23 protein-coding genes and 1 tRNA gene are annotated in these 24029 nt (G+C 63.0%); 12 read left to right on the top strand and 12 right to left on the bottom strand.

What is annotated here, in order from left to right; genetic code table 11:
* Nucleotides 1-54: 54 nt before the first annotated feature.
* Nucleotides 55-4779 carry a glutamate synthase large subunit gene (gltB, locus tag ASD63_RS33795; protein WP_034786790.1) on the bottom strand — a complete coding sequence of 1575 codons (4725 nt, stop codon included), beginning with the start codon at nt 4777-4779 and terminating at the stop codon, nt 55-57.
* Between the two features lie 554 nt (nt 4780-5333).
* On the opposite strand from gltB, the gene ASD63_RS33790 reads away from it, so the two are divergent.
* Nucleotides 5334-6380: a low specificity L-threonine aldolase gene (locus ASD63_RS33790; RefSeq protein WP_034786793.1), complete on the top strand. Its 1047-nt coding sequence runs from the start codon at nt 5334-5336 to the stop codon at nt 6378-6380.
* Between the two features lie 24 nt (nt 6381-6404).
* On the opposite strand, the gene ASD63_RS33785 is transcribed toward ASD63_RS33790, so the two are convergent.
* A complete protein-coding gene (locus ASD63_RS33785; RefSeq protein ID WP_034786796.1) occupies nt 6405-7262 on the bottom strand; it encodes a LysR substrate-binding domain-containing protein in 858 nt (285 codons plus the stop codon).
* Between the two features lie 95 nt (nt 7263-7357).
* Between ASD63_RS33785 and ASD63_RS33780 the strand changes: the two genes are divergently transcribed.
* On the top strand, nt 7358-8350 hold the full coding sequence (locus tag ASD63_RS33780) for a bile acid:sodium symporter family protein (RefSeq protein ID WP_034786798.1): 993 nt from the start codon (nt 7358-7360) through the stop codon (nt 8348-8350).
* A gap of 84 nt (nt 8351-8434) precedes the next feature.
* On the opposite strand, the gene ASD63_RS33775 is transcribed toward ASD63_RS33780, so the two are convergent.
* Nucleotides 8435-8896, bottom strand: coding sequence for an Hsp20 family protein (locus ASD63_RS33775; protein WP_034786801.1), 462 nt, complete (start codon nt 8894-8896; stop codon nt 8435-8437).
* Nucleotides 8897-9284: 388 nt separating this feature from the next.
* On the opposite strand from ASD63_RS33775, the gene ASD63_RS33770 reads away from it, so the two are divergent.
* Nucleotides 9285-10250: an alpha/beta hydrolase gene (locus ASD63_RS33770; protein ID WP_034786804.1), complete on the top strand. Its 966-nt coding sequence runs from the start codon at nt 9285-9287 to the stop codon at nt 10248-10250.
* A gap of 110 nt (nt 10251-10360) precedes the next feature.
* Here ASD63_RS33770 and hisN read toward each other — a convergent pair whose 3' ends face one another.
* Nucleotides 10361-11134: a histidinol-phosphatase gene (hisN, locus tag ASD63_RS33765; protein ID WP_034786807.1), complete on the bottom strand. Its 774-nt coding sequence runs from the start codon at nt 11132-11134 to the stop codon at nt 10361-10363.
* 439 nt (nt 11135-11573) lie between these two features.
* Entirely contained in the window at nt 11574-12455 is an 882-nt protein-coding gene (locus tag ASD63_RS33760) for an N-formylglutamate amidohydrolase (protein ID WP_034786810.1), read from the bottom strand.
* 200 nt (nt 12456-12655) lie between these two features.
* Here ASD63_RS33760 and cpdR1 point away from each other — a divergent pair, with 200 nt between their 5' ends.
* From cpdR1 to ASD63_RS33745, 3 genes are all read left to right on the top strand, one after another.
* The gene (gene cpdR1 / locus ASD63_RS33755) at nt 12656-13021 is read left to right on the top strand and encodes a response regulator CpdR1 (RefSeq protein WP_034786813.1); all 366 of its coding nucleotides are present in this window, start codon (nt 12656-12658) and stop codon (nt 13019-13021) included.
* 260 nt (nt 13022-13281) lie between these two features.
* Nucleotides 13282-13356, top strand: a tRNA-Val gene (locus ASD63_RS33750).
* A gap of 576 nt (nt 13357-13932) precedes the next feature.
* The gene (locus tag ASD63_RS33745; protein WP_034786814.1) at nt 13933-14625 is read left to right on the top strand and encodes an alpha/beta hydrolase; all 693 of its coding nucleotides are present in this window, start codon (nt 13933-13935) and stop codon (nt 14623-14625) included.
* Nucleotides 14626-14716: 91 nt separating this feature from the next.
* On the opposite strand, the gene ASD63_RS33740 is transcribed toward ASD63_RS33745, so the two are convergent.
* The 4 genes from ASD63_RS33740 to ASD63_RS33725 form a co-directional block, all read right to left on the bottom strand.
* Nucleotides 14717-14992, bottom strand: a complete 276-nt coding sequence (locus tag ASD63_RS33740) for a hypothetical protein (protein ID WP_051659088.1) — start codon at nt 14990-14992, stop codon at nt 14717-14719.
* A 32-nt stretch (nt 14993-15024) separates the two neighbouring features.
* Complete coding sequence (locus ASD63_RS33735) at nt 15025-15216, bottom strand: hypothetical protein (protein WP_060530585.1); 192 nt, start codon at nt 15214-15216, stop codon at nt 15025-15027.
* Between the two features lie 85 nt (nt 15217-15301).
* Nucleotides 15302-16240 (bottom strand): 4-hydroxy-tetrahydrodipicolinate synthase, encoded by a 939-nt coding sequence (gene dapA, locus ASD63_RS33730; protein WP_034786819.1) that lies wholly within the window; start codon nt 16238-16240, stop codon nt 15302-15304.
* A gap of 11 nt (nt 16241-16251) precedes the next feature.
* On the bottom strand, nt 16252-16743 hold the full coding sequence (locus tag ASD63_RS33725; protein ID WP_034786821.1) for a hypothetical protein: 492 nt from the start codon (nt 16741-16743) through the stop codon (nt 16252-16254).
* Between the two features lie 301 nt (nt 16744-17044).
* Between ASD63_RS33725 and ilvD the strand changes: the two genes are divergently transcribed.
* Nucleotides 17045-18883, top strand: a complete 1839-nt coding sequence (ilvD, locus tag ASD63_RS33720; protein WP_034786822.1) for a dihydroxy-acid dehydratase — start codon at nt 17045-17047, stop codon at nt 18881-18883.
* A 160-nt stretch (nt 18884-19043) separates the two neighbouring features.
* Nucleotides 19044-19472, top strand: coding sequence for a lipocalin-like domain-containing protein (locus tag ASD63_RS33715; RefSeq protein ID WP_034786824.1), 429 nt, complete (start codon nt 19044-19046; stop codon nt 19470-19472).
* Nucleotides 19473-19490: 18 nt separating this feature from the next.
* Here the strand turns inward: ASD63_RS33715 and ASD63_RS33710 are convergent, their stop codons facing one another.
* Together ASD63_RS33710 and ASD63_RS33705 are read right to left on the bottom strand one after the other, a co-directional pair.
* Nucleotides 19491-19895: a GFA family protein gene (locus ASD63_RS33710; RefSeq protein WP_034786825.1), complete on the bottom strand. Its 405-nt coding sequence runs from the start codon at nt 19893-19895 to the stop codon at nt 19491-19493.
* A 141-nt stretch (nt 19896-20036) separates the two neighbouring features.
* Nucleotides 20037-20444 (bottom strand): GFA family protein, encoded by a 408-nt coding sequence (locus ASD63_RS33705; protein WP_034786827.1) that lies wholly within the window; start codon nt 20442-20444, stop codon nt 20037-20039.
* Between the two features lie 95 nt (nt 20445-20539).
* On the opposite strand from ASD63_RS33705, the gene ASD63_RS33700 reads away from it, so the two are divergent.
* Nucleotides 20540-21013 (top strand): helix-turn-helix domain-containing protein, encoded by a 474-nt coding sequence (locus ASD63_RS33700; protein WP_034787245.1) that lies wholly within the window; start codon nt 20540-20542, stop codon nt 21011-21013.
* Between the two features lie 11 nt (nt 21014-21024).
* On the opposite strand, the gene ASD63_RS33695 is transcribed toward ASD63_RS33700, so the two are convergent.
* The gene (locus tag ASD63_RS33695; protein ID WP_034786829.1) at nt 21025-21471 is read right to left on the bottom strand and encodes a MarR family winged helix-turn-helix transcriptional regulator; all 447 of its coding nucleotides are present in this window, start codon (nt 21469-21471) and stop codon (nt 21025-21027) included.
* A 61-nt stretch (nt 21472-21532) separates the two neighbouring features.
* On the opposite strand from ASD63_RS33695, the gene ASD63_RS33690 reads away from it, so the two are divergent.
* The 3 genes from ASD63_RS33690 (at nt 21533) to ASD63_RS33680 (ending at nt 23735) form a co-directional block, all read left to right on the top strand.
* Nucleotides 21533-22261 (top strand): thioredoxin family protein, encoded by a 729-nt coding sequence (locus ASD63_RS33690; protein ID WP_034786831.1) that lies wholly within the window; start codon nt 21533-21535, stop codon nt 22259-22261.
* 100 nt (nt 22262-22361) lie between these two features.
* A complete protein-coding gene (locus tag ASD63_RS33685) occupies nt 22362-22838 on the top strand; it encodes a DUF1579 domain-containing protein (protein WP_034786833.1) in 477 nt (158 codons plus the stop codon).
* Between the two features lie 129 nt (nt 22839-22967).
* Nucleotides 22968-23735 carry a VOC family protein gene (locus tag ASD63_RS33680; RefSeq protein WP_034786835.1) on the top strand — a complete coding sequence of 256 codons (768 nt, stop codon included), beginning with the start codon at nt 22968-22970 and terminating at the stop codon, nt 23733-23735.
* Nucleotides 23736-24029 lie beyond the last annotated feature (294 nt).

Below are 24029 nucleotides of genomic sequence, written 5' to 3'. Positions count from 1 at the left end.
AGGGGCCCCCGAACCGATCTGTGATGAACCGGGAGCCTTGGTCACCGGGGCCTCCTATTCGGCCGCCTCTGCCATTTTCATGCGTTCCATATCCTCGAGCGCACGGCGGTACTCGACCGGCATGACCTTGCGGAATTTCGGCCGATAATCCGTCCAGTGATCGAGGATCTCCTTCGCCCGGGGCGAACCCGTGTGGTGAAGGTGGTTGGAGATGAGCTGATAAAGCCGCTCCTCGTCGTGGCGCGTCATGTCGCCCGACACGTCGACCATGCCCTTGTGCATGATGTCGCCGCCGTGGTGGTGCAGCTTCTCCAGCATGTCGTCCTCTTCCGGAACCGGTTGCAGCTCGACCATCGCCATGTTGCAGCGACGGGCGAAATCGCCTTCCTCGTCGAGCACATAGGCGACACCGCCCGACATGCCGGCCGCAAAGTTGCGCCCCGTTCCGCCGAGCACGACGACGACGCCGCCGGTCATGTATTCGCAGCCGTGGTCACCCACGCCCTCGACGACCGCGACCGCGCCGGAGTTGCGCACTGCGAAACGTTCGCCGGCAACGCCGTTGAAGTAGCACTCGCCCGAGATCGCGCCGTAAAGCACGGTGTTGCCGACGATGATCGATTCTTGCGGAACGATCGTCGCATTTTCCGGCGGCCGGACAATGATGCGACCGCCCGAAAGACCCTTGCCGACATAGTCGTTACCGTCACCCACGAGATCGAAGGTGATGCCGCGTGCGAGGAACGCGCCGAAGGACTGGCCAGCCGTGCCCTTGAGGGTCACGTGGATGGTGTCGTCCTTCAGGCCCTTGTGGCCCCAGCGCTTGGCAAGAGCACCGGCAAGCATCGCGCCGGCCGAACGGTCGACGTTCTTGATCTCGGCTTCGATCTTGACCGGAGCCTTGGTTTCGAGCGCGACCGCCGCTTCCTTGATCAGCTTGCGATCGAGAACATCGTCGATCGGGTGCTGCTGGCGCGTGGTCCAGTAGGTCTCTTCCTTTTTGGCTTCCACCTTGTGGAAGATCTTCGAGAAGTCGAGGCCGTTGGCCTTCCAGTGCGCAAGCGCACTGTCCTTTTCGAGCAGTTCCGAAGCGCCGACGATGTCGTTGAGCTTCCTGACGCCGAGCGACGCCAGGATCTCGCGCACTTCCTCGGCCACGAAGAAGAAGTAGTTGATGACGTGCTCGGCCGTGCCCTTGAAGCGCTTGCGCAGCACCGGATCCTGGGTCGCAACGCCGACGGGACAGGTGTTGAGGTGGCACTTGCGCATCATGATGCAGCCGGCGGCGATCAGCGGTGCGGTGGCGAAGCCGAATTCGTCGGCACCGAGCAGCGCGCCGATGATGACGTCGCGACCGGTCTTCAGACCACCATCGACCTGAAGGGCGACGCGCGAACGCAGGCCGTTCAGCACCAGCGTCTGCTGGGTCTCGGCAAGACCGATTTCCCAGGGGCTGCCTGCGTGCTTCAGCGAGGTGAGCGGCGAAGCGCCGGTACCGCCGTCGAAGCCGGCGACAGTGATATGGTCGGCACGCGCCTTGGCAACGCCGGCGGCAACCGTGCCGACGCCGACTTCCGAGACGAGTTTGACCGAAACGTCGGCTTCCGGATTGACGTTCTTCAGATCGTAGATCAGCTGCGCCAGGTCTTCGATCGAGTAGATGTCATGGTGCGGCGGCGGCGAAATCAGGCCGACGCCCGGGGTCGAATGCCTAGTCTTGGCAACCGTCGCATCGACCTTGTGGCCGGGCAGCTGCCCGCCTTCACCGGGCTTGGCCCCTTGCGCCACCTTGATCTGCAGCATATCGGCATTGACCAGGTACTCGGTGGTCACGCCGAAGCGGCCGGACGCGATCTGCTTGATCGCCGAGCGTTCCGGGTTCATCGAACCATCGGGCAGCGGCAGGTAGCGGTCGCTTTCCTCGCCCCCTTCGCCGGTGTTCGACTTGCCGCCGATCCGGTTCATGGCAATCGCCAGCGTCGTATGTGCCTCGCGGCTGATCGAGCCGAAGGACATGGCCCCGGTCGAGAAGCGCTTGACGATATCGACGGCCGGTTCGACCTCGTCGACCGAGATCGGCTTGCGGCCAAGGGCTTCGGCGCTCTTGATCGTGAACAGGCCACGGATGGTGTTCATGCGCAGCGCCGAGTTGTTCACCATCTCGGCGAACTCGCGGTAGCGGTCCTCTGCGTTGCCACGAACGGCGTGCTGCAGCGAGGCGATCGCGTCCGGCGTCCAGGCATGGCTTTCGCCGCGCATGCGGAAGGCATATTCGCCACCGATATCGAGCGAGTTGGCGAGAACCGGGTCGGCGCCGAAGGCCGCCTTGTGGCGGGCGACGGTTTCGGCGGCGATCTCTTCGAGGCCGATGCCTTCGATCGTCGTCGCCGTGCCGAAGAAGAACTGGTCGACAAGCTTCGACGACAGGCCGACGGCGTCGAAGATCTGCGCGCCACAATAGGACTGGTAGGTCGAGATGCCCATCTTGGACATGACCTTGAGGATGCCCTTACCGACGGCCTTGATGTAGCGGTAGACCACTTCGCTGCCGTCGACTTCCTTGGGGAACTCGCCACGCTTGTGCATGTCGGTGAGCGTATCGAAGGCGAGATAGGGGTTGATCGCCTCGGCGCCGTAGCCGGCGAGCAGGCAGAACTGATGCACTTCGCGCGGTTCGCCGGATTCAAGCACGATGCCGACCGACGTGCGCAGACCCTTGCGGATCAGGTGGTGGTGCACGGCCGCGGTCGCGAGCAGCGCCGGGATAGCCACGCGGTCCGGTCCGACCTGGCGGTCCGACAGAACGATGATGTTGTAGCCGCCCTTCACCGCCGCTTCCGCACGTTCGCAGAGCCGGTCGAGCATTTCCGGCATGCCTTCGGCGCCGCGCGAAATGTCATAGGTAAAGTCGAGCGTCTTGGTGTCGAAACGATCCTCGGTGTGACCGATCGAGCGGATCTTTTCGAGATCGCCGTTGGTTAGGATCGGCTGGCGCACCTCGAGCCGCTTGGCATGCGCCATGCCCTCGTGGTCGAGGATGTTCGGACGCGGACCGATGAAGGAGACGAGGCTCATCACCAGCTCCTCGCGGATCGGGTCGATCGGCGGGTTGGTGACCTGCGCAAAGTTCTGCTTGAAATAGGTGTAAAGCAGCTTGCGCTTGTCCGACATCGCCGAGATCGGCGTGTCGGTGCCCATCGAGCCGATCGCTTCCTGGCCGGTCGTCGCCATCGGCGACATCAGGATCTTGGTGTCTTCGAGCGTGTAGCCAAAGGCCTGCTGGCGATCGATCAGGGAAACGTCACGGCGGAGCGCACGCGGCTCCACCGGCTTCAGCTCCTCGAGGATCAGCTGGGTGTCTTCGAGCCACTTGCTGTAGGGGTGCTTTTGCGCGAGCGAGGACTTCACCTCCTCGTCGGAGATGATGCGGCCCTGTTCCATATCGATGAGCAGCATCTTGCCCGGCTGCAGGCGCCACTTCTTGACGATCTTGTCTTCGTCGACCGGCAGCACGCCGGCTTCCGACGCGAGGATGACGCGGTCGTCCGAGGTGACGATGTAGCGGGCCGGACGCAAACCGTTGCGGTCGAGCGTCGCACCGACCTGGCGACCGTCGGTAAAGGCGACAGCTGCCGGACCGTCCCACGGCTCCATCAGCGCTGCGTGGTATTCGTAGAACGCCTTTCGCTCAGGCGACATCAACTGGTTGCCGGCCCACGCCTCGGGGATCAGCATCATGACGGCATGCGACAGCGAATAGCCGCCCTGCACCAGGAACTCGAGTGCGTTGTCGAAGCAGGCGGTGTCCGACTGGCCTTCGTAGGAGATCGGCCAGAGCTTGGAGATGTCGTCGCCGAAGAGCGGCGAGGAAACCGAGGCCTGGCGCGCTGCCATCCAGTTGACGTTGCCGCGCAGCGTGTTGATTTCGCCGTTGTGGGCGACCATGCGGTAGGGATGGGCGAGCTTCCACGACGGAAACGTGTTGGTCGAGAAGCGCTGGTGAACGAGCGCCACCGCACTTTCGAAGCGCGGGTCGGACAGATCCTTGTAATAGGCGCCGACCTGGTAAGCGAGGAACATGCCCTTGTAGACGATCGTCGAGGACGACAGCGACACGGGGTAGAAGTTGCTCTCCTCGCCCTTGTATTCGTCATAGATGCGGTTGGAGATCACCTTGCGCAGCGTGAAGAGACGGCGCTCGAACTCCGGGTTCGTGGCGGCGTCACGGCCGGCACCGATGAAGATCTGGACATGGCGCGGCTCGGTCGCGGCGATTTCCGGCGCCTTCGACAGCGACGCGTTGTCGACGGGCACGTCGCGGTAGCCGATGAGCACCTGGCCCTCTTCGGTGACGACGTCCTTGATCACCTGCTTGAAGTGTTCGACGAGCGCATCGTCCTGCGGCATGAAGATGTGGCCGACGGCATATTCGCCCGCCTTCGGCAGGGTGATGCCCTGCTTGGCCATCTCCTCGCGGAAGAAACGGTCGGGAATCTGCACGAGGATGCCCGCGCCATCTCCCATCAGCGGGTCGGCGCCGACGGCACCACGGTGCGTCAGGTTTTCGAGCATGAAGAGGCCATCGCGCACGATCTGGTGCGACTTCTGACCCTTCATATGGGCGACGAAGCCGACACCGCAGGCGTCATGTTCGTTGCGCGGATCGTAGAGCCCCTGTTTTCGCGGCAGGCCAGTCGGGAATGCGGGCGTTTTTTCAGCCGTCGCAACGCTGTGTGCGAGGTTGAGCCCAGATTGCTGTGATGGCGAATGATCCGTCATCGTTTTCCCTCCTGTTGAACCCGGCACCGCCGGGCATGGCACCGCCCGCGCATGACTCTTCGTTGCGTGCAAAGACACGCCGAAAAGCCGGGGCACTCATCGTCTCATGATCCTGATCAGGTCGCAAATAAGCACGGCATCATCAGGCACTGATGTCTGCGACCATCCTGACGGCAGGCGATAACAACCGGATGAAATCCGGCCAATCCTCCCGCTTCGCACGCCGGATGCCACTTTTTTAGGCACTCACGGCGATTGTTCCGGTCCCTAGACCGAAATAGGACAGCAAACCTGTCCTATTTCATGTGCTCTATGCCAGAAACCACCCCCCTCTGCAAGAGGCATATCAGCAAATAATGGAGAAGATTTTGCCGAACATTGCCGGAAATTTCCGGCTTTTATAATTAAATTACGGCATATCGTCGTTTTCTTCATTTTGGTTTCAAACTGGTCTCCTGTTGGCCTTTCGGCCGCTGACCGTGATTGATCCGGCTATAAACTCGGCTAAGGTCGGCAAAAGCCGTCGAATTGACGGTGAAACAGGGTGAGAAGTGATGATTTTTTCGTCTGATAACTGGGCTGGCGCCCATCCCGCGATTGCCGAAAGCCTGATGGCCCATGCCGGCGGCTACGCGTCGGCCTATGGCACCAGCGAGCTTGACCGGAAGGTGGAGAAGAAGTTCGCGGACATCTTCGAAAGGGACGTCGCCGTCTTCTTCGTCGGCACCGGAACAGCCGCCAATTCGCTGGCACTGGCAACAGCCAACCGCGCCGGCGGCGTCGCCTTCTGCCATCGCGAGGCCCATGTCATCGCCGACGAATGCGGCGCGCCCGAATTCTTTTCGCATGGCGCCCGACTGAAACCCGTCGACGGACCGCGGGGCAAGATGGAGGCCTCCCGCCTTGAAGCCGAGATCCGGCGCTTCCCGCTCGATAACGTCCATGGCGGCCAGCCCAGTGCGGTATCGCTGACGCAGGCGACGGAAAGCGGCACGGTCTATTCGCTCGCCGAAATCGAAGCGATCTCGGCCGTCGCCAAGGGACACAGGCTGCCGCTGCACATGGATGGTGCGCGCTTCGCCAACGCGCTGGTCAGCCTCGACGTAACGCCCGCCGAAATGACCTGGAAGCGCGGCGTCGACCTCGTCTCCTTCGGCGGCACCAAGAACGGCTGCTGGTGCGCCGAGGCGCTGGTGCTGTTCGACCTCTCCAAGGCCCACGAGATGCACTTCCTGCGCAAGCGCTCCGCCCAGCTTTTCTCCAAGTCGCGTTTCGTCTCGGCGCAGTTCGACGCCTATTTCGCCGGCGATCTCTGGCTGAATCTCGCCCGTCACGCCAACGCCATGGCCACACGCCTGGCCGAGGGCATTGCCGCCGCAAAGACGAGCCGGCTTGCCTGGCAGGCCGATGCCAACGAGGTCTTCGCCATCATCAACAAGGATGTGGCGGCGAAGCTCAGGCAGGATGGCGCCGTCTTCTACGACTGGCCAGTGCCGCACGACCTCGAGGGCAAGCTTGCTAAGAACGAGGGCCTCTATCGCCTCGTCACCAGCTTTGCGACCAAGGCCGAGGACGTCGACCGCTTCGTCGCCAGCTGCTGAGCAGTATCGGTATCAGCCCTGCCTTCAAGACTGCCCTTGCAGGGTCCTCAGATTGGCGAGGATTTCGACCGAGAGCGCCGCACTCAGCTTTCGGTCGACGCCCTTGCTCGGCACCAGCACGAATTCCACGTCTTCGAGCGGCGGCAGGAGCCCGGCCGGGATTTCCTTCAGCCCCGAGGGCACCATGCTGCGCGGCTGCACGAGCACGCCCATGCCGGCACGGGCCGCCGCCGTCAGGCCGCTGAGGCTGCCACAAGTGCATACGATCCGCCACGGCAGACGGTGACGGTCGAGCACTTCGAGCGCGACGCTGCGGGTGATGCTCGGCGGCGGAAAGGCGATCAGCGGCAGCACCTTGTCGCGCTTGATCCTCTCGGGATCGCGCGCGAGCCAAACCAGCGGTTCGCGATAGACGAGCTCGCCTCTGAGGTCGCCGAGCCTGCGCTTGGCAAGCACCAGATCGATCTCGCCATTGTCCTGCATCTGGTAGAGCACGCCGCTCAAGGCCACCGTGAGTTCCAGATCGACCGACGGATGCGCGCGGACGAAGTCTTCCAGCACCGCCGGCAGCCGGCTCATGACGAAGTCCTCGGAGACCCCGAGGCGGAGACGGCCGCGCAAACTGCTTTCGGCAAACAGCGCCCGGACCTCGCCGTCGATCGCCAGCATCGAGCGCGCGTGGGCAAGCAGCGCCTGCCCGTCTGCCGTCAGCGAAACGCGGTGCGTATCGCGGTCGACGAGCGTGCGTCCGAGCGAGGCTTCGAGCCGCTGGATATGCTGGCTGACCGTCGATTGCCCGAGCGATAGTTTTTCCGCCGCAAGCGTGAAGCTGCCCATCTGTTCGAGGGCGACGAAACTGCGCAACTGCACGAGATCCAACATAGCTCATCTCATTTCGTGATAACTGTTATTCCTTGCATCCTGCTTCACAATGAGCGATCCCCGCAAGACGTTCGTTAACGAGCAAGTGAGCTGATATGCGCCGCTACCTTCCCGATACCTTCACGATCCTGCTTCTGGCGACGGTGCTGCTTGCATCCGTCCTGCCGATCCATGGCGAGGCAACCGAATGGTTCGGATTGGCGACGAAGGTGGCTGTCGGCATGGTCTTCTTCCTACACGGCGCGCGCCTGTCGCGCGACGTGGTGATCGCCGGCATCCTGCACTGGCGCCTGCACCTGACGATCCTTGCCTCGACCTTCGTGCTCTTCCCGCTGATCGGCCTTGCGATCGGCTTCGTGCCGGATTCGATCCTGCCGCAGTCGCTCTATACCGGCATCCTCTTCCTCTGCGTGCTGCCCTCGACGGTGCAGTCGTCGATCGCATTCACTTCCATGGCCGGTGGCAATGTGCCGGCCGCGATCTGCTCGGCGTCGGCCTCCAACATTTTCGGCATGTTCCTGACGCCGCTGCTCGTCGGGTTGCTGTTTTCCGCCGGCGGCCATGGCACCGTCACGCTCGATGCGGTCAAGCAGATCCTGCTGCAGCTGCTTGCCCCCTTCGTCATCGGCCAGATGCTGCAGCCCGTGATCGGCAACTGGATCCGCGCCCGCAAGGGACTGTTGGCGCCGGTCGATCGCGGCTCGATCCTGATGGTCGTCTACCTCGCCTTCAGCCAGGCGGTCACCTCCGGCCTGTGGCAGACGTTTTCTCTGACCGATCTCGGCGTGCTCGTCGTCATCGAAATCGTCATGCTGGCACTCGTGCTTGCCGTCACCATGTATGGCAGCCGCCTGCTCGGTTTCGACAAGGCCGACGAGATCGCGATCACCTTCTGCGGCTCGAAGAAGAGCCTTGCGAGCGGTGTCCCCATGGCAAGCGCCATCTTCGCCGGCCAGAACATCGGCGCGATCGTGCTGCCCGTCATGCTGTTTCACCAGATCCAGCTGATGGCCTGCGCGGTGATTGCACAGCGCTATGCAGCAAGGAAAGCGGCGGCTTCCGCCATGCCGGTACCGGCCCAGCCCTGATTGATCCGACAACAAAAAACGGCGCCCGTAGAGGACGCCGTTCTTTGTGGGAGGTCTATTTCATGCCCTGTTCGGGCGTGATGTTCAGAGGGTCTGAGCCTCGATCTGCTTCGGCTGCGATGCGACCGACGCGATCTCGATCCGGCGGGGCTTGGCGGCTTCCGGGATCTCGCGGGTAAGATCGATGTGCAGCAAGCCATTCTTCAGCGAAGCGGACTTGATCTCCACGTGATCGGCGAGCTGGAAGCGGCGCTCGAAGGCGCGCTTGGCAATGCCGCGATGGAGAAACTGGCTTTCTTCGCCCTTGTCCTCGGCCTTTTCGCCCTTGACCGTCAGCGTGTGTTCACGCGCCTCGATCGAAAGCTCGCTCTCGTCGAAACCGGCAACGGCCATGGTAATGCGGTAGGCGTTTTCGCCGGTGCGCTCGATGTTGTAGGGCGGATAGGTCTGGGCTTCACCCGGCTGGCCGAGGCTGTCGAGCATGGTGAACAGGCGGTCGAATCCGACGGTGGAGCGGTAAAGGGGAGAGAAATCGAAGTGACGCATGGTGTCCTCCTTGGAGCAACTTTTGCGATGTCTGGTCGGCCACCCCATTCTGGCAGTGGCAAGACCGGTGAACGGACCCGTCTTCGGCGCCCGTGACCCTGATTTGGGGAGGCGATTTGACGACTTCAAGACGCCCCCGCCGACGATTTTTCCGTGAACCCGACATGAACGCCGGCTTCGGCTTCCGTTCAGCCCGGCGGGACTAAAACAAAATCCTGGGCCGCAACGCCCAGGCTGAAGTGACATGTCCCTTCCCCTTCAGCGGCCGGAAACGGTGATCGTCCGGATTTCACCCACCGTTTCCGGCTTTTTTCTTTGACGGCGAAGACCCTGCCGCCTATCCCTTGATGCTACCGATCAACACGCTTTCACCTCCGGCCACGACCCCATGAGCTCGATCCTCCACGCGACACCGGACAATCCGATCCCGGACAATCATGTCGCTGGCTTTTTCGATGGCATCGGCGGCCGCAAGATCCGCTATGCGATCTTCAAGACGAAGCAGCCGGTGGCGCGCGGCACGGTCGTTCTGCTGCAGGGCCGCAACGAATCGATCGAGAAGTACTTCGAGACGATTGCCGATCTGACTGCGGCCGGCCTCTGGGTCGCCACCTTCGACTGGCGCGGCCAGGCCGGCTCCGAGCGGCTGCTGGCGCACCCCGGACGCGGTTATGTCGACCACTTTTCCGACTATGAGCGCGACCTCAGCACCTTCCTCGAACAGATCGTGCTGCCCGATACCCGCCTGCCCTTCTCGATCGTCGCCCATTCCATGGGCGCTCTCGTTGCCCTCTCCCTCGCCCCGATGCTGGCAAGCCGCATCGATCGGCTTGTAGTGCTCGCACCCTTCGTCGGCCTTGGCGGCCAGGCGCTCGGCGAAAAGAGCATCGCGACGGTTGCGACCTTCATGCGGCTGGTCGGTCTCGGCGCCCTGCCGGCACACCCCGACAAGGGCAACCGCCCCTTCGAAAACAACGTGCTGACGGCCGATCGCCGCCGCTACGCCCGCAACATCGCGCTAACCGATGCGCATCCGGAACTTAGGCTCGGGCCCCCGACGGCGCGCTGGCTGAGCGAGGCTTTCCACGCCATGCGCCGGGTCATCCGCCGCGAGCATCTGACCCGCATCACCCTGCCGACGATCATCCTGGCACCGACGGCCGATCGGCTGGTACCCCATATCGCCGTCGAATGGCTGGCGCGCAATTTCCGCGCCGCCCAGATGATCCCGATCGACGGCGCCCGACACGAGCTGCTGCACGAGGCGGACCGCTACCGCGCCCAGGCGATGGCAGCGATCCTCGCCTTCGTCATCCCCGAAGAAGGCGACGCGCGCGAAACCAGCGCCGCCTGAAGCAAGCGATCGCTCGCGACAGCGCCGCACGTCCTATCAGACGCGCAAAGGTCACTGTAACACGTTGATTTTACGGATATCTGCACCTGCCGCGCGAGGCGCAGGGCGGATCAGCCCTCCAGGATTTCCAGCGCCTGCGCGTGCAGTTCGGCATTGCCGGCAGCAATAACTTCGCCGCCCATTTCCGCCGGACCGCCCTGCCAGTTGGTGACGATGCCGCCGGCCTGCTCGATCAGAGGGATGAGCCCGCCGACATCATAGGGCTTCAGCCCGCATTCGATTACCAGATCGACATGGCCGGCGGCCAGAAGCGCGAATGCGTAGCAATCGCAGCCGTAGCGGAACAGCCGCACCTTGCTTTGCACCGTCTCATAGCGGGTCTTGAGATCGCCGGAATAGAGATGCGGCGAGGTGGTGAAAAGCACCGCGTCGTCAAGCGATCTGCAGGCGCGGGTCGAAAGCACCTGCTCGCCACCCGGCCCGCGGTAGACCGATTTCGTGCCGTCGGCGAAATAGCGCTCGCCGGTGAAAGGCTGGTCCATCAGGCCCATGACCGCATCGCCATTGCGATAGAGGCCGACCAGCGTGCCCCAGACCGGCAAGCCGGAAATGAAGGCGCGCGTGCCGTCGATCGGGTCGATGACCCAGACATACTCGCGGTCGAGGCCAATATTGCCGTGCTCTTCGCCAAGAATGCCATGGTCCGGGAAATGCGCCTCGATCAGCGCGCGGATCGCCGCTTCCGCCGATTGGTCCGCTTCCGTTACCGGATCGAAGCCGCTCTCCAGCTTGTTGACCACGCTGGTCCCGATCCGAAAGCGCGGCAGGGTTTCCGCCTTGGCGGCATCTGCAAGACGATCGAAGAAGGCGCGGTCAGGCAACATGGCGATCTCTCAGGAAAACATGGAGGAAGGTACGTCCTGCATAGACGAAATTTGTCGAAAGGCAAACGACCGAGCACGCCCACCTGCGGGCGTCGTCGGCGTCAGGGCAGGAGCATTTCGCACTGCACCACGACCGCTTCGTACTTCAAACGCGGCTTTGGCGAATTCAATCGGTTGATTCGCCATTTCCGGCTGAAAAACTTTTGACGCGACGCAAAAGTTTTCACCGGCAAACTTGACATTTGTGCAGTGCAATATTATGGTTTTCCTACAGTCACCTGTGACTGTAAATACCCTCCTTGGGTGTTTCCTCCCTAGACTTGACCGCGCCGTTGGCGCGGTTTTTTTTGAACCTCCCCGACAGCAAAATACCAAGCGTCGCCAGTACCTTGCTGGACGCCATCCCGCTTTGCCGGTTGTTCCTGGTTTTTGGGAAAGGCTACTCGGCCGCCAGCGGCAGGTAAGCGCCGTAGTCCTCGACGTGGCGGGCAAGCGAGCCGATGAAGGTCGTGAGATCGGCAACCAGCGCACCGAAGCCAGGTTTGCGCACCAGCGTCGCCTCGTCGACATAGAGCGCCCGGTTGATCTCGATCTGCAGCGCATGCAGCCCGCGCGTCGGCCGGCCGTAGTGCTCGGTGATGAAGCCGCCGGCATAGGGCTTGTTGCGCACGACGCTGTAGCCGAGCTGCTGCAGCAGATCGACCGCAGCGCGCGAAAGCTCACCGGCAGCACTGGTACCGTAACGATCGCCGATGATGAAGTCGGGCCGCTGGGCGCTGCCCGGCAAATGCACGTTGCCCGGCATCGAATGGCAGTCGATCAGCACCGAGAGGCCGAACTGCACATGGGTGCGGGCGATCAGCTTGCGCAAGGTGGCGTGATAGGGCTTGTAGATGGTCTCGATCCGCGTCAGCGCGTCCTCGACCGGGAACCGTCCGCGATAGATTTCCATGTTCTCGGCCACCAGCCGCGGGATCGTTCCGAGCCCGCCTGCGACGCGCATCGAGCTGATATTGGCATGCGGCGGTAGCGGCCCGTCGAACATGCGCGGATCGAGTTCGTATGGCTCGCGGTTGACGTCGAGGAAGGCGCGCGGGAAATGCGCAAGCAGCATCGGCGCGCCAAGGAACGTCGCGTTCTGGAACAGCTCATCGACATAGTGGTCTTCCGACCGGCGAATCGAAAGCGCGTCGAGCCTGGACTGGTCGAGAAAACTCTGGGGATAGGAGCGGCCGCTGTGTGGCGAATTGAACACAAAGGGAATGCGCTGGACTGGAGGTTCAAGGACCTCGAACAGTTCCCTCTCCGCAATTTCCCCCATCTGAACCCTTTTTTACCATATGCGGTACTTGCAATTGTCATCATGTTGCCAGTTGGCCCGCTCTGTGTCCATAGTGGCCAATCACAGCATCCCGGGGAATTGACGTCCCGCGTTCACGAGATATTTACCGCGTTGCGGTTTGGATAAAACGCCGCAATCTACGCGCAATGAACTGAATAAAGAGAAGCACGGCCCAATTCATGACTGCGAAAATCCTTCTTGCCGAAGACGACAACGACATGCGCCGGTTCCTGGTGAAGGCGCTGGAAAAGGCCGGCTACAAGGTCATGTCCTATGACAACGGCGCTAGCGCTTACGACCGGCTTCGCGAAGAACCGTTCTCGCTCCTTTTGACCGACATCGTCATGCCTGAGATGGACGGCATCGAACTGGCGCGGCGCGCGACGGAACTCGACCCGGACCTCAAGGTCATGTTCATCACCGGCTTTGCCGCCGTTGCGCTCAACCCCGACAGCAAGGCGCCGAAGGATGCCAAGGTGCTGTCCAAACCCTTCCACCTGCGTGACCTCGTCGACGAGGTCAACAAGATGCTGGCTGCTGCCTGATCAAGGCAGTTTTCCACAGGCGCGACGTCCCGCGACTGTAAAGAATGCGACTTAGAACCGACCGCCGCGATCCACAGGGATCTCCGGCGGTCTTTTCGTTTCAATACCTTAGCGGAAACCCAGCAAATCCGGCGTCTTGCCGGTGTCTCATCGACGCCGCCCCCATGGGGAAAATCACCGCCTCTAAATTTCTGTCAAAAAACCTTCGAAAACCCTATTGACGCGACAACGGCTTTTGTGGTCTATGCGCCACATCGGATGGGCGTGTAGCTCAGCGGGAGAGCACTACGTTGACATCGTAGGGGTCACAAGTTCGATCCTTGTCACGCCCACCATTCGAATTCAAAGGCCTTTCGAGAAATCGAAAGGCCTTTTTCGTTTCCCTCGATTTCTTCCTGGCAGCAACAGACGAACGGCCCGCTCGCCGCGGCCTTGATCAAAACGCTGTGCGCCAAGTTGCCCACAGCCAACGCTCAGACTTTGGTCCGACGGGGGCCGGCAAAGGTCCGGGGCGCATTGTCGAATCGGCTTCGCGGTGACTTGATGCCGATGCGCCCGGAAGCACAGCCCGCCTCCTGGGCGCAACCGGTCCCAGAGCGATGCCCCGTAGCCCCAATACGCCGCTCTGGGACCCCGTCTTCTCCTCATCCTGTCGCCATCGGCCTGCCATCGCGGCCACCGCCTGCGGGGACGCGCAGGGTTGGTCTTCCGTCACGAAAATTTGTGGTTTGCGTCATGGAACGCACGCCTTCCCGCCCTAATTTACGTCCGCAATCTCAACGCCTTGCCACGCGCCAGGCGCAAAGCAAGGGAACCCACCAAAACCGACGACGGGCAGCATGCCTCGCCTCACCACGAGCGAGTGTGATGCCGAACCGAGCACCTCTCCATTCGAGCGAAAGGAACTGATCATGCCGGCAGTCAAGAACATCGTGCTTGTGCACGGCGCCTGGGGTGATGCCTCCCATTGGCGCCACGTCATTCCGCCGCTCCACGCCAAGGGCTACAGAATTGCCGCGGTTCAGAACCCGCTGACCTCGCTTGCCGACGACGTCGAGCGCACCCGCAAGCTGGCCGAATCGCTCGAGGGCCCGACCCTGCTCGTCGGCCACTCCTATGGTGGTGCTGTTATCAGCGGCGCCGGTCATGCGGCCAACGTCGTCGGGCTCGTCTATGTCGCGGCCTTCGCGCCGGATGAAGGCGACAGCCTCGGCAGCATCTTTGCAAGGCGCGAGCCGCCATCCGGCGCCGCCAGCATCCGTCCCGACAAGGACGGCTTCCTCTGGCTGGCGCAGGATACGTTCCGTGAGAGTTTCGGCCAGGACCTGAGCGAGACCGAAGCACTGGTCATGGCGGTCGCACAGAAACCGATCGCCGGGCGTTGCTTCGAGGACAAGGCCGGGGCTCCCGCCTGGAAGACGAAGCCCAGTTGGTACCAGGTCTCGCGCCACGACCACATGATCCCGCCGGAAACCGAACAATGGATGGCCGAGCGCATCAAGGCGAAGAAGATCATCACGCTCGATGCCAGCCACGCCTCCCTTGCCTCGCACGCCAAGGAGATCGTAGCGCTGATCGACGAGGCGATCGCTTCGCTCGGCTGAGCGTCCGCCAGCGCAGCACCCCGACAAGAGAAAACCCCGCCAGCGCCGAGCTGGTGGGGTTTCTTCCTTACGCCTGCATCAGGATGCGGCGTCAGGCATAGGCGCCGCGCCGGCGCTGTCGCATGGCCCTCGGCCTGCGCGAAAACGTATCAAGATCGATGGCCGCCCCTTCCGGCGCGCGACACACCTCCTCCGGATGCCGGTCGCTCGCTTCCACGGCGAAATGGATTGCGGCGCTCTCATTGGTAAAGAGGCCGCCGACGAGACCCTTGCGGTCGGATACGACCCACCAGCCGTGCCGGTCGCGGCCGACGACGAAACGCGCACGCGCCAGGAAACCACGACGGATCTGCTGCATACTGCCCATGATCGAACAATCCTTTTGACGAAAGCGAAGCCTTAGCCGGCAATCCACGGAAGTGCCGCCTGGATGCCATAGGCAAGGCCGAGGACGACGGCGAGCCTGATGCCGATACCGAGAAAGGCATCGCGAACGGCGCTGTCCCTGGGCGGAAGGCGCTCGGCGCGCTCGCTGCTTTCGACGCGCCGGCGCTCAGCGGCGCGCGCGGCAAGATGGGGGAAACGGGACATGGTCTTTCCTTTCGGGTGAGATGGATGCGGACGGCGGGAGCCGCCGCGGCAATCGGGCACGACAGATCCGTGCGATGACGAACCGTCAGCCAGCAAGCGCGATGCGCACCCCGCGGCCGATCTGAGTGGAGGCTGGAAGCTCGGTCAGCGGTTCGAGCGCCGCGCGGATCTCGGCCGCCGTCTCCGGCGCCACCTGCGTCAGCGGCAGACGCACCTCCGGGCTGAGCGCCCGCACCAGGTGCAACGCGTATTTCACCGGCCCCGGATTGGTCTCGCGCTCCAGCGCCGTGAGCAGCGGGCGGAGCCGCTCATGAAGGGCGAGCGCCGCTGCGACATTTCCGGTCGTGACAGCCTGGTGCATGGCGACCACCAGCCGCGGCACGACATTGGACGCCACCGAGATGGTGCCGTGACCGCCGCAGAGATTGAACGGCAGCGCCGTCTGGTCGTGACCCGAGAGCTGCATGAGCCTGGCCTTGAGAGCTGGCGACGAAGACAGGAAGCGACCGACGTCGCCGGTGGCGTCCTTGATGCCGACGACATTTTGAAGCTCCGCCAGCCGCTCGATCGTCCGCGCGGCGAGATCGACCCCGGTGCGCGAGGGCACATTGTAGATGATGACGGGAAGATCCACCGCCCGGGCGACCGCCTCGAAGTGGCGATAAAGCCCCTCCTGCGACGGCTTGCTGTAATAGGGCGCAACGACGAGCGCCGCGTCGGCGCCGAGCGTTCTGGCTTCCGCCGTCAGTTCGATCGTCGTCGCAGTACTGTTGGTGCCGGTTCCGGCGATAACCGGGATCTTGCGTTCCGCCACCTCGACGCAGCGTTCGATCACCATGGCCCGTTCCGCCCGCGACAGCGTCGGCGCCTCGCCGGTGGTGCCGCAGGCGACGACGCCGGAAATGCCGTGTCGGATCTGCCATTCCACGAGCGACATCAGGCCGACGACATCAACCTTGCCGTCCCGGAACGGCGTGACGAGCGCCGTGATCGCGCCTTCGAGGCGCAGCGAATGCATGTTCATGGAAATATCCTTCAGGTGGGAAGTTGGCCACGGCCGGCAGCAGCCGCAAGCTGATGGCCGCGGCAGGAGCGCAGGAAGGCGCCAAGGATCGCCGCGGCAAGGTCGGCATGCCGTGCCTTGAAGGTGATGCGGCCGGCTCCGGTTGGTTGATAGCGCAGCGCGCAGGTCCACAGCCCGAACTCGTGACTGAGCGTTCGAAGGCACAGTTTCGCTTCGGTCGCCGACGTCAGGTGAATGACGGCATCGACCAGCGCATCGGCGGCCATCAGTTCACGGAACCGACGCGACGGCCATTCTCCAGCCGTCAGGTCCGGCAGGTCCGCGATCACCCGCACCGCCTCCCAGACATGGTGCTCGCGCAGGCGGCGAACGCCGGTGAGCCGCAGCATGAGCGCATCGAGCGCCTCCGGAGCCCTTTCGCCACCGGTGAGCTCAGGGCCCGCATCGACCTCGCGTAGAGCCCCGGGCAAATGACGGTTGATGTTGAAATCCTGGAGAGACATGGCACGCATCCCTATTCGATGCGACAAGGCTAGACCCGTCAGGCGTCCAGTTTCGATTGCGACTTCAGGCGCTCGACATAAGATTTCCGTAAAGCGCTTCGGCGGGTGTTGTCCAAGGCGCCGGCCGCGGTCTAGATTTGATTTCCGAAGCGGCGAAAGCCTGGCGCGACAGCGCGCGCAGCGTCGAAATAATCTGACGCAAAAGATGACGCGCGCGCAATTTTGCGCTAGGTAGCCCCTTCGGTGGCGATCAGGGATCGCCATTCCCGAGCAATACCCCTTGTCCGTGAAGGAACATGCCATGCCTGCCTATCGCTCACGTACCACCACCCACGGCCGCAACATGGCCGGTGCCCGCGGCCTCTGGCGCGCGACGGGCATGAAGGACAGCGATTTTGGCAAGCCGATTATTGCGGTGGTGAACTCGTTCACCCAGTTCGTGCCCGGCCACGTGCACCTTAAGGATCTTGGCCAGCTCGTCGCCCGCGAGATCGAGGCTGCTGGCGGCGTCGCCAAGGAATTCAATACCATCGCCGTCGACGACGGCATCGCCATGGGTCACGACGGCATGCTCTATTCGTTGCCGTCGCGCGAAATCATCGCCGATAGCGTCGAGTACATGGTCAACGCCCACTGCGCCGACGCCATGGTCTGCATCTCCAACTGCGACAAGATCACGCCCGGCATGCTGATGGCGGCGCTGCGTCTCAACATCCCCGCCGTCTTCGTTTCCGGCGGCCCGATGGAGGCCGGCAAGGTCGTGCTGCACGGCAAGACGCATGCACTCGACCTGGTCGACGCCATGGTCGCCGCAGCCGACGACAACGTCTCGGACGAGGACGTCAAGGTCATCGAACGCTCGGCCTGCCCGACCTGCGGCTCTTGCTCCGGCATGTTCACCGCCAACTCGATGAACTGTCTGACCGAAGCGCTCGGCCTGTCGCTGCCCGGCAACGGCTCGACGCTCGCCACCCACGCCGACCGCAAGCGCCTCTTCGTCGAGGCCGGCCACCTGGTCGTCGATCTCGCCCGCCGCTATTACGAGCAGGAAGACGAGAACGTGCTGCCGCGCAAGGTCGCCTCGAAGAAGGCGTTTGAAAACGCCATGGCGCTCGATATCGCCATGGGCGGCTCGACCAACACCGTGCTGCACATTCTCGCCGCCGCCCACGAGGGCGAGGTCGATTTCACCATGGCGGACATCGACCGCCTGTCGCGCAAGGTTCCCTGCCTGTCGAAGGTCGCTCCGGCGAAAAGCGACGTGCACATGGAAGACGTGCACCGTGCCGGCGGCATCATGTCGATCCTCGGCGAACTCGAGAAGGGCGGCCTCATCAACCGCGATTGCCCGACGGTCCACAGCGCCACGCTCGGCGACGCCATCGACCGCTGGGACATCACTCGCACGACCAGCGAAACCGTTCGCAACTTCTTCCGCGCGGCACCGGGCGGCATCCCGACCCAGGTGGCCTTCAGTCAGGAAGCGCGCTGGGACGAGCTCGACACCGACCGCGAAAAGGGCGTCATCCGCTCGGTCGAACATCCCTTCTCCAAGGATGGCGGCCTCGCCGTCTTGAAGGGCAACATCGCGATCGACGGCTGCATCGTGAAGACCGCGGGCGTCGACGAGAGCATCCTGAAGTTCTCCGGCCCGGCCCGCGTCTTCGAAAGCCAGGATGCGTCGGTCAAGGCGATCCTCGGCAACGAGATCAAGGCCGGCGACGTCGTCGTCATCCGCTATGAAGGCCCCAAGGGCGGCCCGGGCATGCAGGAAATGCTCTATCCGACGAGCTACCTGAAATCGAAGGGCCTCGGCAAAGCCTGCGCGCTGATCACCGACGGCCGCTTCTCCGGCGGCACTTCGGGCCTGTCGATCGGCCACGTTTCGCCGGAAGCGGCCAATGGCGGCACGATCGGCCTGGTGCGCGAAGGCGACATGATCGACATCGACATCCCGAACCGCACGATCAGCCTGCGCGTCGACGAGGCGGAACTTAGCCGTCGTCGCACTGAGCAGGACGCCCAGGGCTGGAAGCCGACCGAACAGCGCAAGCGCAAGGTGACGACGGCGCTCAAGGCCTATGCCGCCTTTGCCACCTCCGCCGACCGCGGTGCTGTGCGCGACCTCGGCGAACACTGACCAGCTAAGTTCGGGCAGCGCCCGAGCGGCGCAAGAAACAACGAAGGGCTCCCGCGCGTCGGGGGCCCTTTTCTTTGATCTCATCCTAGGGATCGGCCCGACTTTGCCGGACAGGAAGCATCTGCTATTTTAGTTTATCCTAAAATCAAACAGGTGGGTCATGGCGGACGAGTCTGGATTGCTCGGCACCTGGAAGATGCTTTCCTGGACGCGCGAGGTCGTCGCCACTGGCGAAGTCACCGATGCCATGGGCCCCGATCCTATCGGCTATCTCTCGTACTTTCCCGATGGCCGGATGACCGCCGTTGTGGTGAAACGCGATCGACCGCAGCTCAAAGGACTCGTGCCGTCTCACGACGAAAAGGCGGCACTGTTTGACTCCATGCTCGCCTATTCCGGCTCCTATTCGCTCAAGGACGGCCGGATCATCCATCATGTCGAGGCAAGCTGGAACCCGGCCTGGGGCGTCTCCGACCTGATCCGCCCCTTTGTCCTGCAAGGGGATAAGCTGGTGATCTACGGCGCGCCGGGCGTGGACCCGGCAACCGGCGAGGAGGTCATCTACCACCTCGAATTTCGCAAGATGTAACCAGCTTCGCTGTGGGCTTTAGAGGTGACGGGTCTCGGCTGGCGCGTGGAACCAGTTGTTGTTGCGCCCGTCCATGTACTGCACCGGTGCTTCGGCCAGCACCGCCGGATCGAGGTCGTCGAGGCAGGCGAGGTTGACGGAGTAATAGGCGCCGCCAATCTCCTCGATATAGCCGTGGCCGAAGGCGGCAACGCCGCAGGTCCTGCAGAAGCGGTGATGCACGCTGTCGCTGCCGAACTGGTAGTCAGCGATATTGGCTTCGTCGCACTGCAGCCGGAAGGCGTCGGGCTTCACGACCGCCCCCCAGTAGCGCCGCTTCCAGCAAATCGAGCAGTTGCATTTGCCGGTGCCGGCATCGAGGTCGATGTCGGCCTCATAGCGGATGTTTCCGCAATGGCAGCTTCCCTTATAGGTCAGTTTCATACCCGTCGCTCCTGCGTGGCGGGCCAGGCAGGCCCCCTATTGCCGCCCACCCGGCAGGCGATATGCTGCCAGGTGAAACTCATGCAGTCCATATGCCATATTGACAATATATTGTCAAATAGGTGCGAGATCTCGCACGCGTCAGAGATGACGGAATTCGGCAGGCGTTTCATCCCAGCGGTCGTTCCGGCCATCCAGATATTGCACCGACACCTTAGCCAGGACCGTCGGATCGACATCGTCCAGCGTTGCGACATTGATGCTGCAATAAGCGCCGCCGAGTTCCTCGACATAACCATGGCTATAGGAGGCGATGCCGCAGGCAGGGCAGAAGCGGTGGTTGCCAACCTTGGCGCCAAACTGATAGAGCCCAACCTGATCTTCCGGTGACAGGAGGCGAAAATCCTCCGGCTGGACCTGTGCACCCCAGTAGCGGGCCTTGCCACAGAACGAGCAATTGCATCGCGTCGTCCCCGCATCGAGATCGAAAGTCGCTTCGTATCTGACCTTGCCGCAATGGCAACCGCCGCTGTAAGTCCTTCTCGCCATGCTCTCATCTCCCTTGCTAAATTGACTTGCTGAAACGACCGCATCATGACAACATGATGTCATACAAACATTCACACGACGGTGGTGCTGTCAACATGAAAGATCCCGATCGGACACCCGCCGGAGACGCCTTTGCGGAGTTCGCCATATCGGTACTGCGGCTAGCGGGCCCGCTGACGCAGGCCGGCGACGCACTCGCCAAACCTTCCGGACAGACGAGCGCCCGCTGGCAGGTGCTGGCCGCGGCAAACCATGCGCCGATGTCGGTTGCCGATGCGGCACGCGCGCTCGGCCTTGCGCGCCAGGGGGTGCAGCGCATCGCCGATCTCTTGGAGGCCGAAGGGCTGATCGCCTACAGGGACAACCCGACCCACCAGAGGGCAAAGCTCATGGTTCTGACTGCGGCGGGAGAAACGGCACTGCACGACATCAAGGAGCGGCAGGCGGCCTGGGCGGACGGCCTGGGCGGCGCACTCGGCGAACGACGGCTGCGGCAGGCCTCTGCCTTGATCGCCGAGGTGATCGAGGTGCTCAAGGAGCGCCCCGCGCCAGAGCCGTCCGAGGACTGACCGGCCGCGCGTCAAGCCAGCCTTAAGAGATCGGCACGCAGGCGGTCCGAACCGCCGTCATCGAGCACCGGATCGAGCGCCTCATGCAGGTTCCGCCAGATCGGCACGGCGCGCGCCAGCAGCGCCTGCCCTTCGGTCGTCAGCCGCAATCGCCGCGACCGCCGGTCGTCGGCATCCGGGAAGCTTTCGACCAGGCTGCGCCGTTCCAGCGGCTTCAACGCCGCCGTCAAGGTCGTCCGGTCCATGGCAAGAAGCGACGCCACCGAGCCCATATTGGGCGGCGCCGGGCGGTTGAGCGACATCAGGAGAGAGAACTGTCCGTTGGTGATATCGAGCGGGCGCAGCGCCTCGTCGAACCGGCGGGCAATGGCGCGCGCTGCGCGTTGCACATGCAGGCAGAGGCAGGTGTCCTTCACATGCAGGGTAGTGTCGAACGAAACAAGCGGCATTTTTGACATGCCCGATTAATGTTGATATCAACGTAAATAGTCAAGTGCAACGTTGGAAGGAGGAACGGGCATGAGACAGGATCACGCAGTGGTATCGCCTGGAGAGTGGCTGAAAGCGCGCAAAGATCTGCTTGCGCTGGAAAAGGAACACACCCACGCACGCGACAAGGTCAATGCCGCCCGGCTGGCCTTGCCCTGGGTGAAGATGGAAAAGACCTACGTCTTCGATACGCGGGCGGGCCGCAAATCCCTGTCCGAGCTTTTCGACGGCCGCAGCCAGCTCATGGTCTACCATTTCATGTTCGGCCCCACCTGGGAGGCCGGTTGCCCCGGCTGCTCCTTCCTGGTCGATCATTTCGCCGGCATGCTGCCGCACCTCAACCATCACGACGTGACGCTGGTCGCCGCATCGAACGCGCCGCTCGCAAAGATCGAAACCTACAAGAAACGCATGGAGTGGGATTTCCCCTGGGTCTCGGCGGAAGGCAACGGCTTCAACCATGACTTCCACGTGGCCTTTTCGCCAGACGAGCTCGCAAGCGGCAAAGTCGGGTACAACTTCACCGACATAGAAAGCGCCAATGCGCATGAGGAACTGCCCGGTCTCAGCGCCTTCCAGAAGGGCGAGGACGGCACGATCTACCACACCTATTCGTCCTATGCCCGCGGGCTCGAGGAACTCGTGGGCACACTGATGCTGCTCGACCGCGCACCCAAGGGGCGCAACGAGGACGGGACCATGAGCTTCGTTCGCCGCCACGACGAATATGATCGGGAGCCCGGACGCAAGGCGGGCTGAGGTCCGCATCCCGGCGGACGGAACTTTTCGCCCGCAAAATCGTTTTGAGAACGCTCGCGTGCCGGGCCGAACGTCTGCGCCCGGTCAAGAAGGAAATCCCGTGAGAGCAGAACCGGAAGAAGCGCACCGCTGGCTCGAGCAATTGCTGGGCGACTGGCACGTTCGCGCGGCCGGCTCCGATGGCGAGCCCGATGGCAGTGGCCCCTGGACCGAGCATGTCCGGTCACTCGAAGGCCTCTGGATCGTCTGCGAGGGTCAGGGAACGATGCCGGGCGGCAGTTTCGGCCAGACGCTGATGACGCTCGGCTTCAATCCGCAGACAAAACGTTACGTCGGCACCTGGGTCGGTTCGATGATGAGCCACATGTGGATCTATGACGGAGAACTGGACGCGGACGGCACGTCCCTCTCCCTCTACTGCGAGGGGCCAGATTTCGAAAACCCCGGCAGGACCATGCGCTACCGCGACGTCATCACGCTTGCCGGGCCATCCCGTCGGCTGCTGACGGCGCAGGCGCAGACAGCGGACGGAAACTGGAAAGACTTGATGACGGCGGAATACCTACGTCGGGATTGAAAGCCGCGCTGACGACGGCCTTGGCTGTTCGGCCATGCATCATGTCAGGCTGACCCGACAACAGTTCATTCGAACAGGCAAACAAGTGGCGCCAGATACGCCGCGCCAGAGCAAAACCGGAGGAAGGCAATGGCAGATCACGGCAAATTCGTTTGGTACGAACTGATGACCACCGACATGGCGGCCGCCGAGACGTTCTACAAGGACGTGGTCGGCTGGGCCGCCAGCGATGCCGGCATGGCCGGCATCAGCTACACGCTGTTCAACGTCGGCGAGATTCCGGTGGCGGGATTGATGACCATGCCGGAAGGCGCGCTCGAAATGAACGTGCCGCCCGCCTGGCTCGGCTATGTCGGCGTCGACGATGTCGACGTGAGCGCCGCCAGCATCGCCGCCAAGGGCGGCAAGGTGCACCGGGCGCCGGACGATATCCCGGGTATAGGGCGCTTCGCCGTCGTCACCGATCCGCACGGCGCGGTCTTCTCGATCTTCAAGGGTACGGGCGATCCGCCGCCGGTCACCGACCCGATGGCGCCCGGACTGATCGGCTGGCACGAGCTTGCCTCGGGCGACCTCGACACCGCCTTTCCCTTCTATTCCGAACTCTTCGGCTGGACGAAGGACCAGGGCATGGACATGGGCGAAATGGGCATCTACCAGATCTTCGCCCATGGCGGCGCCCCGATCGGCGGGATGATGACCAAGCCGAAGGAAGTGCCCGCGCCTTACTGGCTCTACTACATCAACGTACCGGCCATCGATGCCGCCATCGAACGCATCAAGGCTGGCGGCGGCAAGATCGTGCTGGAGCCGATGGAGGTCCCCGGAGGCGCCTGGATCGTTCAGGCGCTCGACCCGCAGGGCGCCCTCTTCGCACTGGTCGGGCCGAAGCGCTGAGACGACTGCTTGTCTCCTTAAATCGTCCTCGACGTAAGGGAACAGACTTGCAGAAAATCAAAGTGTTACAGCGACCTTAGCCCGTCTGATAAGACGCGCGGCGCTTTAGGCGGCAGCACAGATCACGTTGCCGTGAAGAGTTGCTGAAGTAAAATGACGACCAACCAAGTCCAGGCCCGCTTTCGGCAAGAAGGCGGGCAGGATTTATTGCGATCATGGACCGGAAAGCGAATACGGGGGCCGCAAAGCTGGGGTCTGCCGTGCGCCGGGCGCATCCCTCGGTTGCGGAATAGC

It is taken from the genome of Ensifer sp. Root558, assembly GCF_001427045.1.
Taxonomy (GTDB): domain Bacteria; phylum Pseudomonadota; class Alphaproteobacteria; order Rhizobiales; family Rhizobiaceae; genus Ensifer; species Ensifer adhaerens.
This window is presented reverse-complemented; position numbering and strand designations above follow the sequence as displayed.

Coding starts and splice junctions, on each gene's coding strand:
- gltB (WP_034786790.1), bottom strand. CDS start 4,779: ATGACGGATCATTCGCCATCACAGCAATCTGGGCTCAACCTCGCACAC.
- ASD63_RS33790 (WP_034786793.1), top strand. CDS start 5,334: ATGATTTTTTCGTCTGATAACTGGGCTGGCGCCCATCCCGCGATTGCC.
- ASD63_RS33785 (WP_034786796.1), bottom strand. CDS start 7,262: ATGTTGGATCTCGTGCAGTTGCGCAGTTTCGTCGCCCTCGAACAGATG.
- ASD63_RS33780 (WP_034786798.1), top strand. CDS start 7,358: ATGCGCCGCTACCTTCCCGATACCTTCACGATCCTGCTTCTGGCGACG.
- ASD63_RS33775 (WP_034786801.1), bottom strand. CDS start 8,896: ATGCGTCACTTCGATTTCTCTCCCCTTTACCGCTCCACCGTCGGATTC.
- ASD63_RS33770 (WP_034786804.1), top strand. CDS start 9,285: ATGAGCTCGATCCTCCACGCGACACCGGACAATCCGATCCCGGACAAT.
- hisN (WP_034786807.1), bottom strand. CDS start 11,134: ATGTTGCCTGACCGCGCCTTCTTCGATCGTCTTGCAGATGCCGCCAAG.
- ASD63_RS33760 (WP_034786810.1), bottom strand. CDS start 12,455: ATGGGGGAAATTGCGGAGAGGGAACTGTTCGAGGTCCTTGAACCTCCA.
- cpdR1 (WP_034786813.1), top strand. CDS start 12,656: ATGACTGCGAAAATCCTTCTTGCCGAAGACGACAACGACATGCGCCGG.
- ASD63_RS33745 (WP_034786814.1), top strand. CDS start 13,933: ATGCCGGCAGTCAAGAACATCGTGCTTGTGCACGGCGCCTGGGGTGAT.
- ASD63_RS33740 (WP_051659088.1), bottom strand. CDS start 14,992: ATGGGCAGTATGCAGCAGATCCGTCGTGGTTTCCTGGCGCGTGCGCGT.
- ASD63_RS33735 (WP_060530585.1), bottom strand. CDS start 15,216: ATGTCCCGTTTCCCCCATCTTGCCGCGCGCGCCGCTGAGCGCCGGCGC.
- dapA (WP_034786819.1), bottom strand. CDS start 16,240: ATGAACATGCATTCGCTGCGCCTCGAAGGCGCGATCACGGCGCTCGTC.
- ASD63_RS33725 (WP_034786821.1), bottom strand. CDS start 16,743: ATGTCTCTCCAGGATTTCAACATCAACCGTCATTTGCCCGGGGCTCTA.
- ilvD (WP_034786822.1), top strand. CDS start 17,045: ATGCCTGCCTATCGCTCACGTACCACCACCCACGGCCGCAACATGGCC.
- ASD63_RS33715 (WP_034786824.1), top strand. CDS start 19,044: ATGGCGGACGAGTCTGGATTGCTCGGCACCTGGAAGATGCTTTCCTGG.
- ASD63_RS33710 (WP_034786825.1), bottom strand. CDS start 19,895: ATGAAACTGACCTATAAGGGAAGCTGCCATTGCGGAAACATCCGCTAT.
- ASD63_RS33705 (WP_034786827.1), bottom strand. CDS start 20,444: ATGGCGAGAAGGACTTACAGCGGCGGTTGCCATTGCGGCAAGGTCAGA.
- ASD63_RS33700 (WP_034787245.1), top strand. CDS start 20,540: ATGAAAGATCCCGATCGGACACCCGCCGGAGACGCCTTTGCGGAGTTC.
- ASD63_RS33695 (WP_034786829.1), bottom strand. CDS start 21,471: ATGTCAAAAATGCCGCTTGTTTCGTTCGACACTACCCTGCATGTGAAG.
- ASD63_RS33690 (WP_034786831.1), top strand. CDS start 21,533: ATGAGACAGGATCACGCAGTGGTATCGCCTGGAGAGTGGCTGAAAGCG.
- ASD63_RS33680 (WP_034786835.1), top strand. CDS start 22,968: ATGGCAGATCACGGCAAATTCGTTTGGTACGAACTGATGACCACCGAC.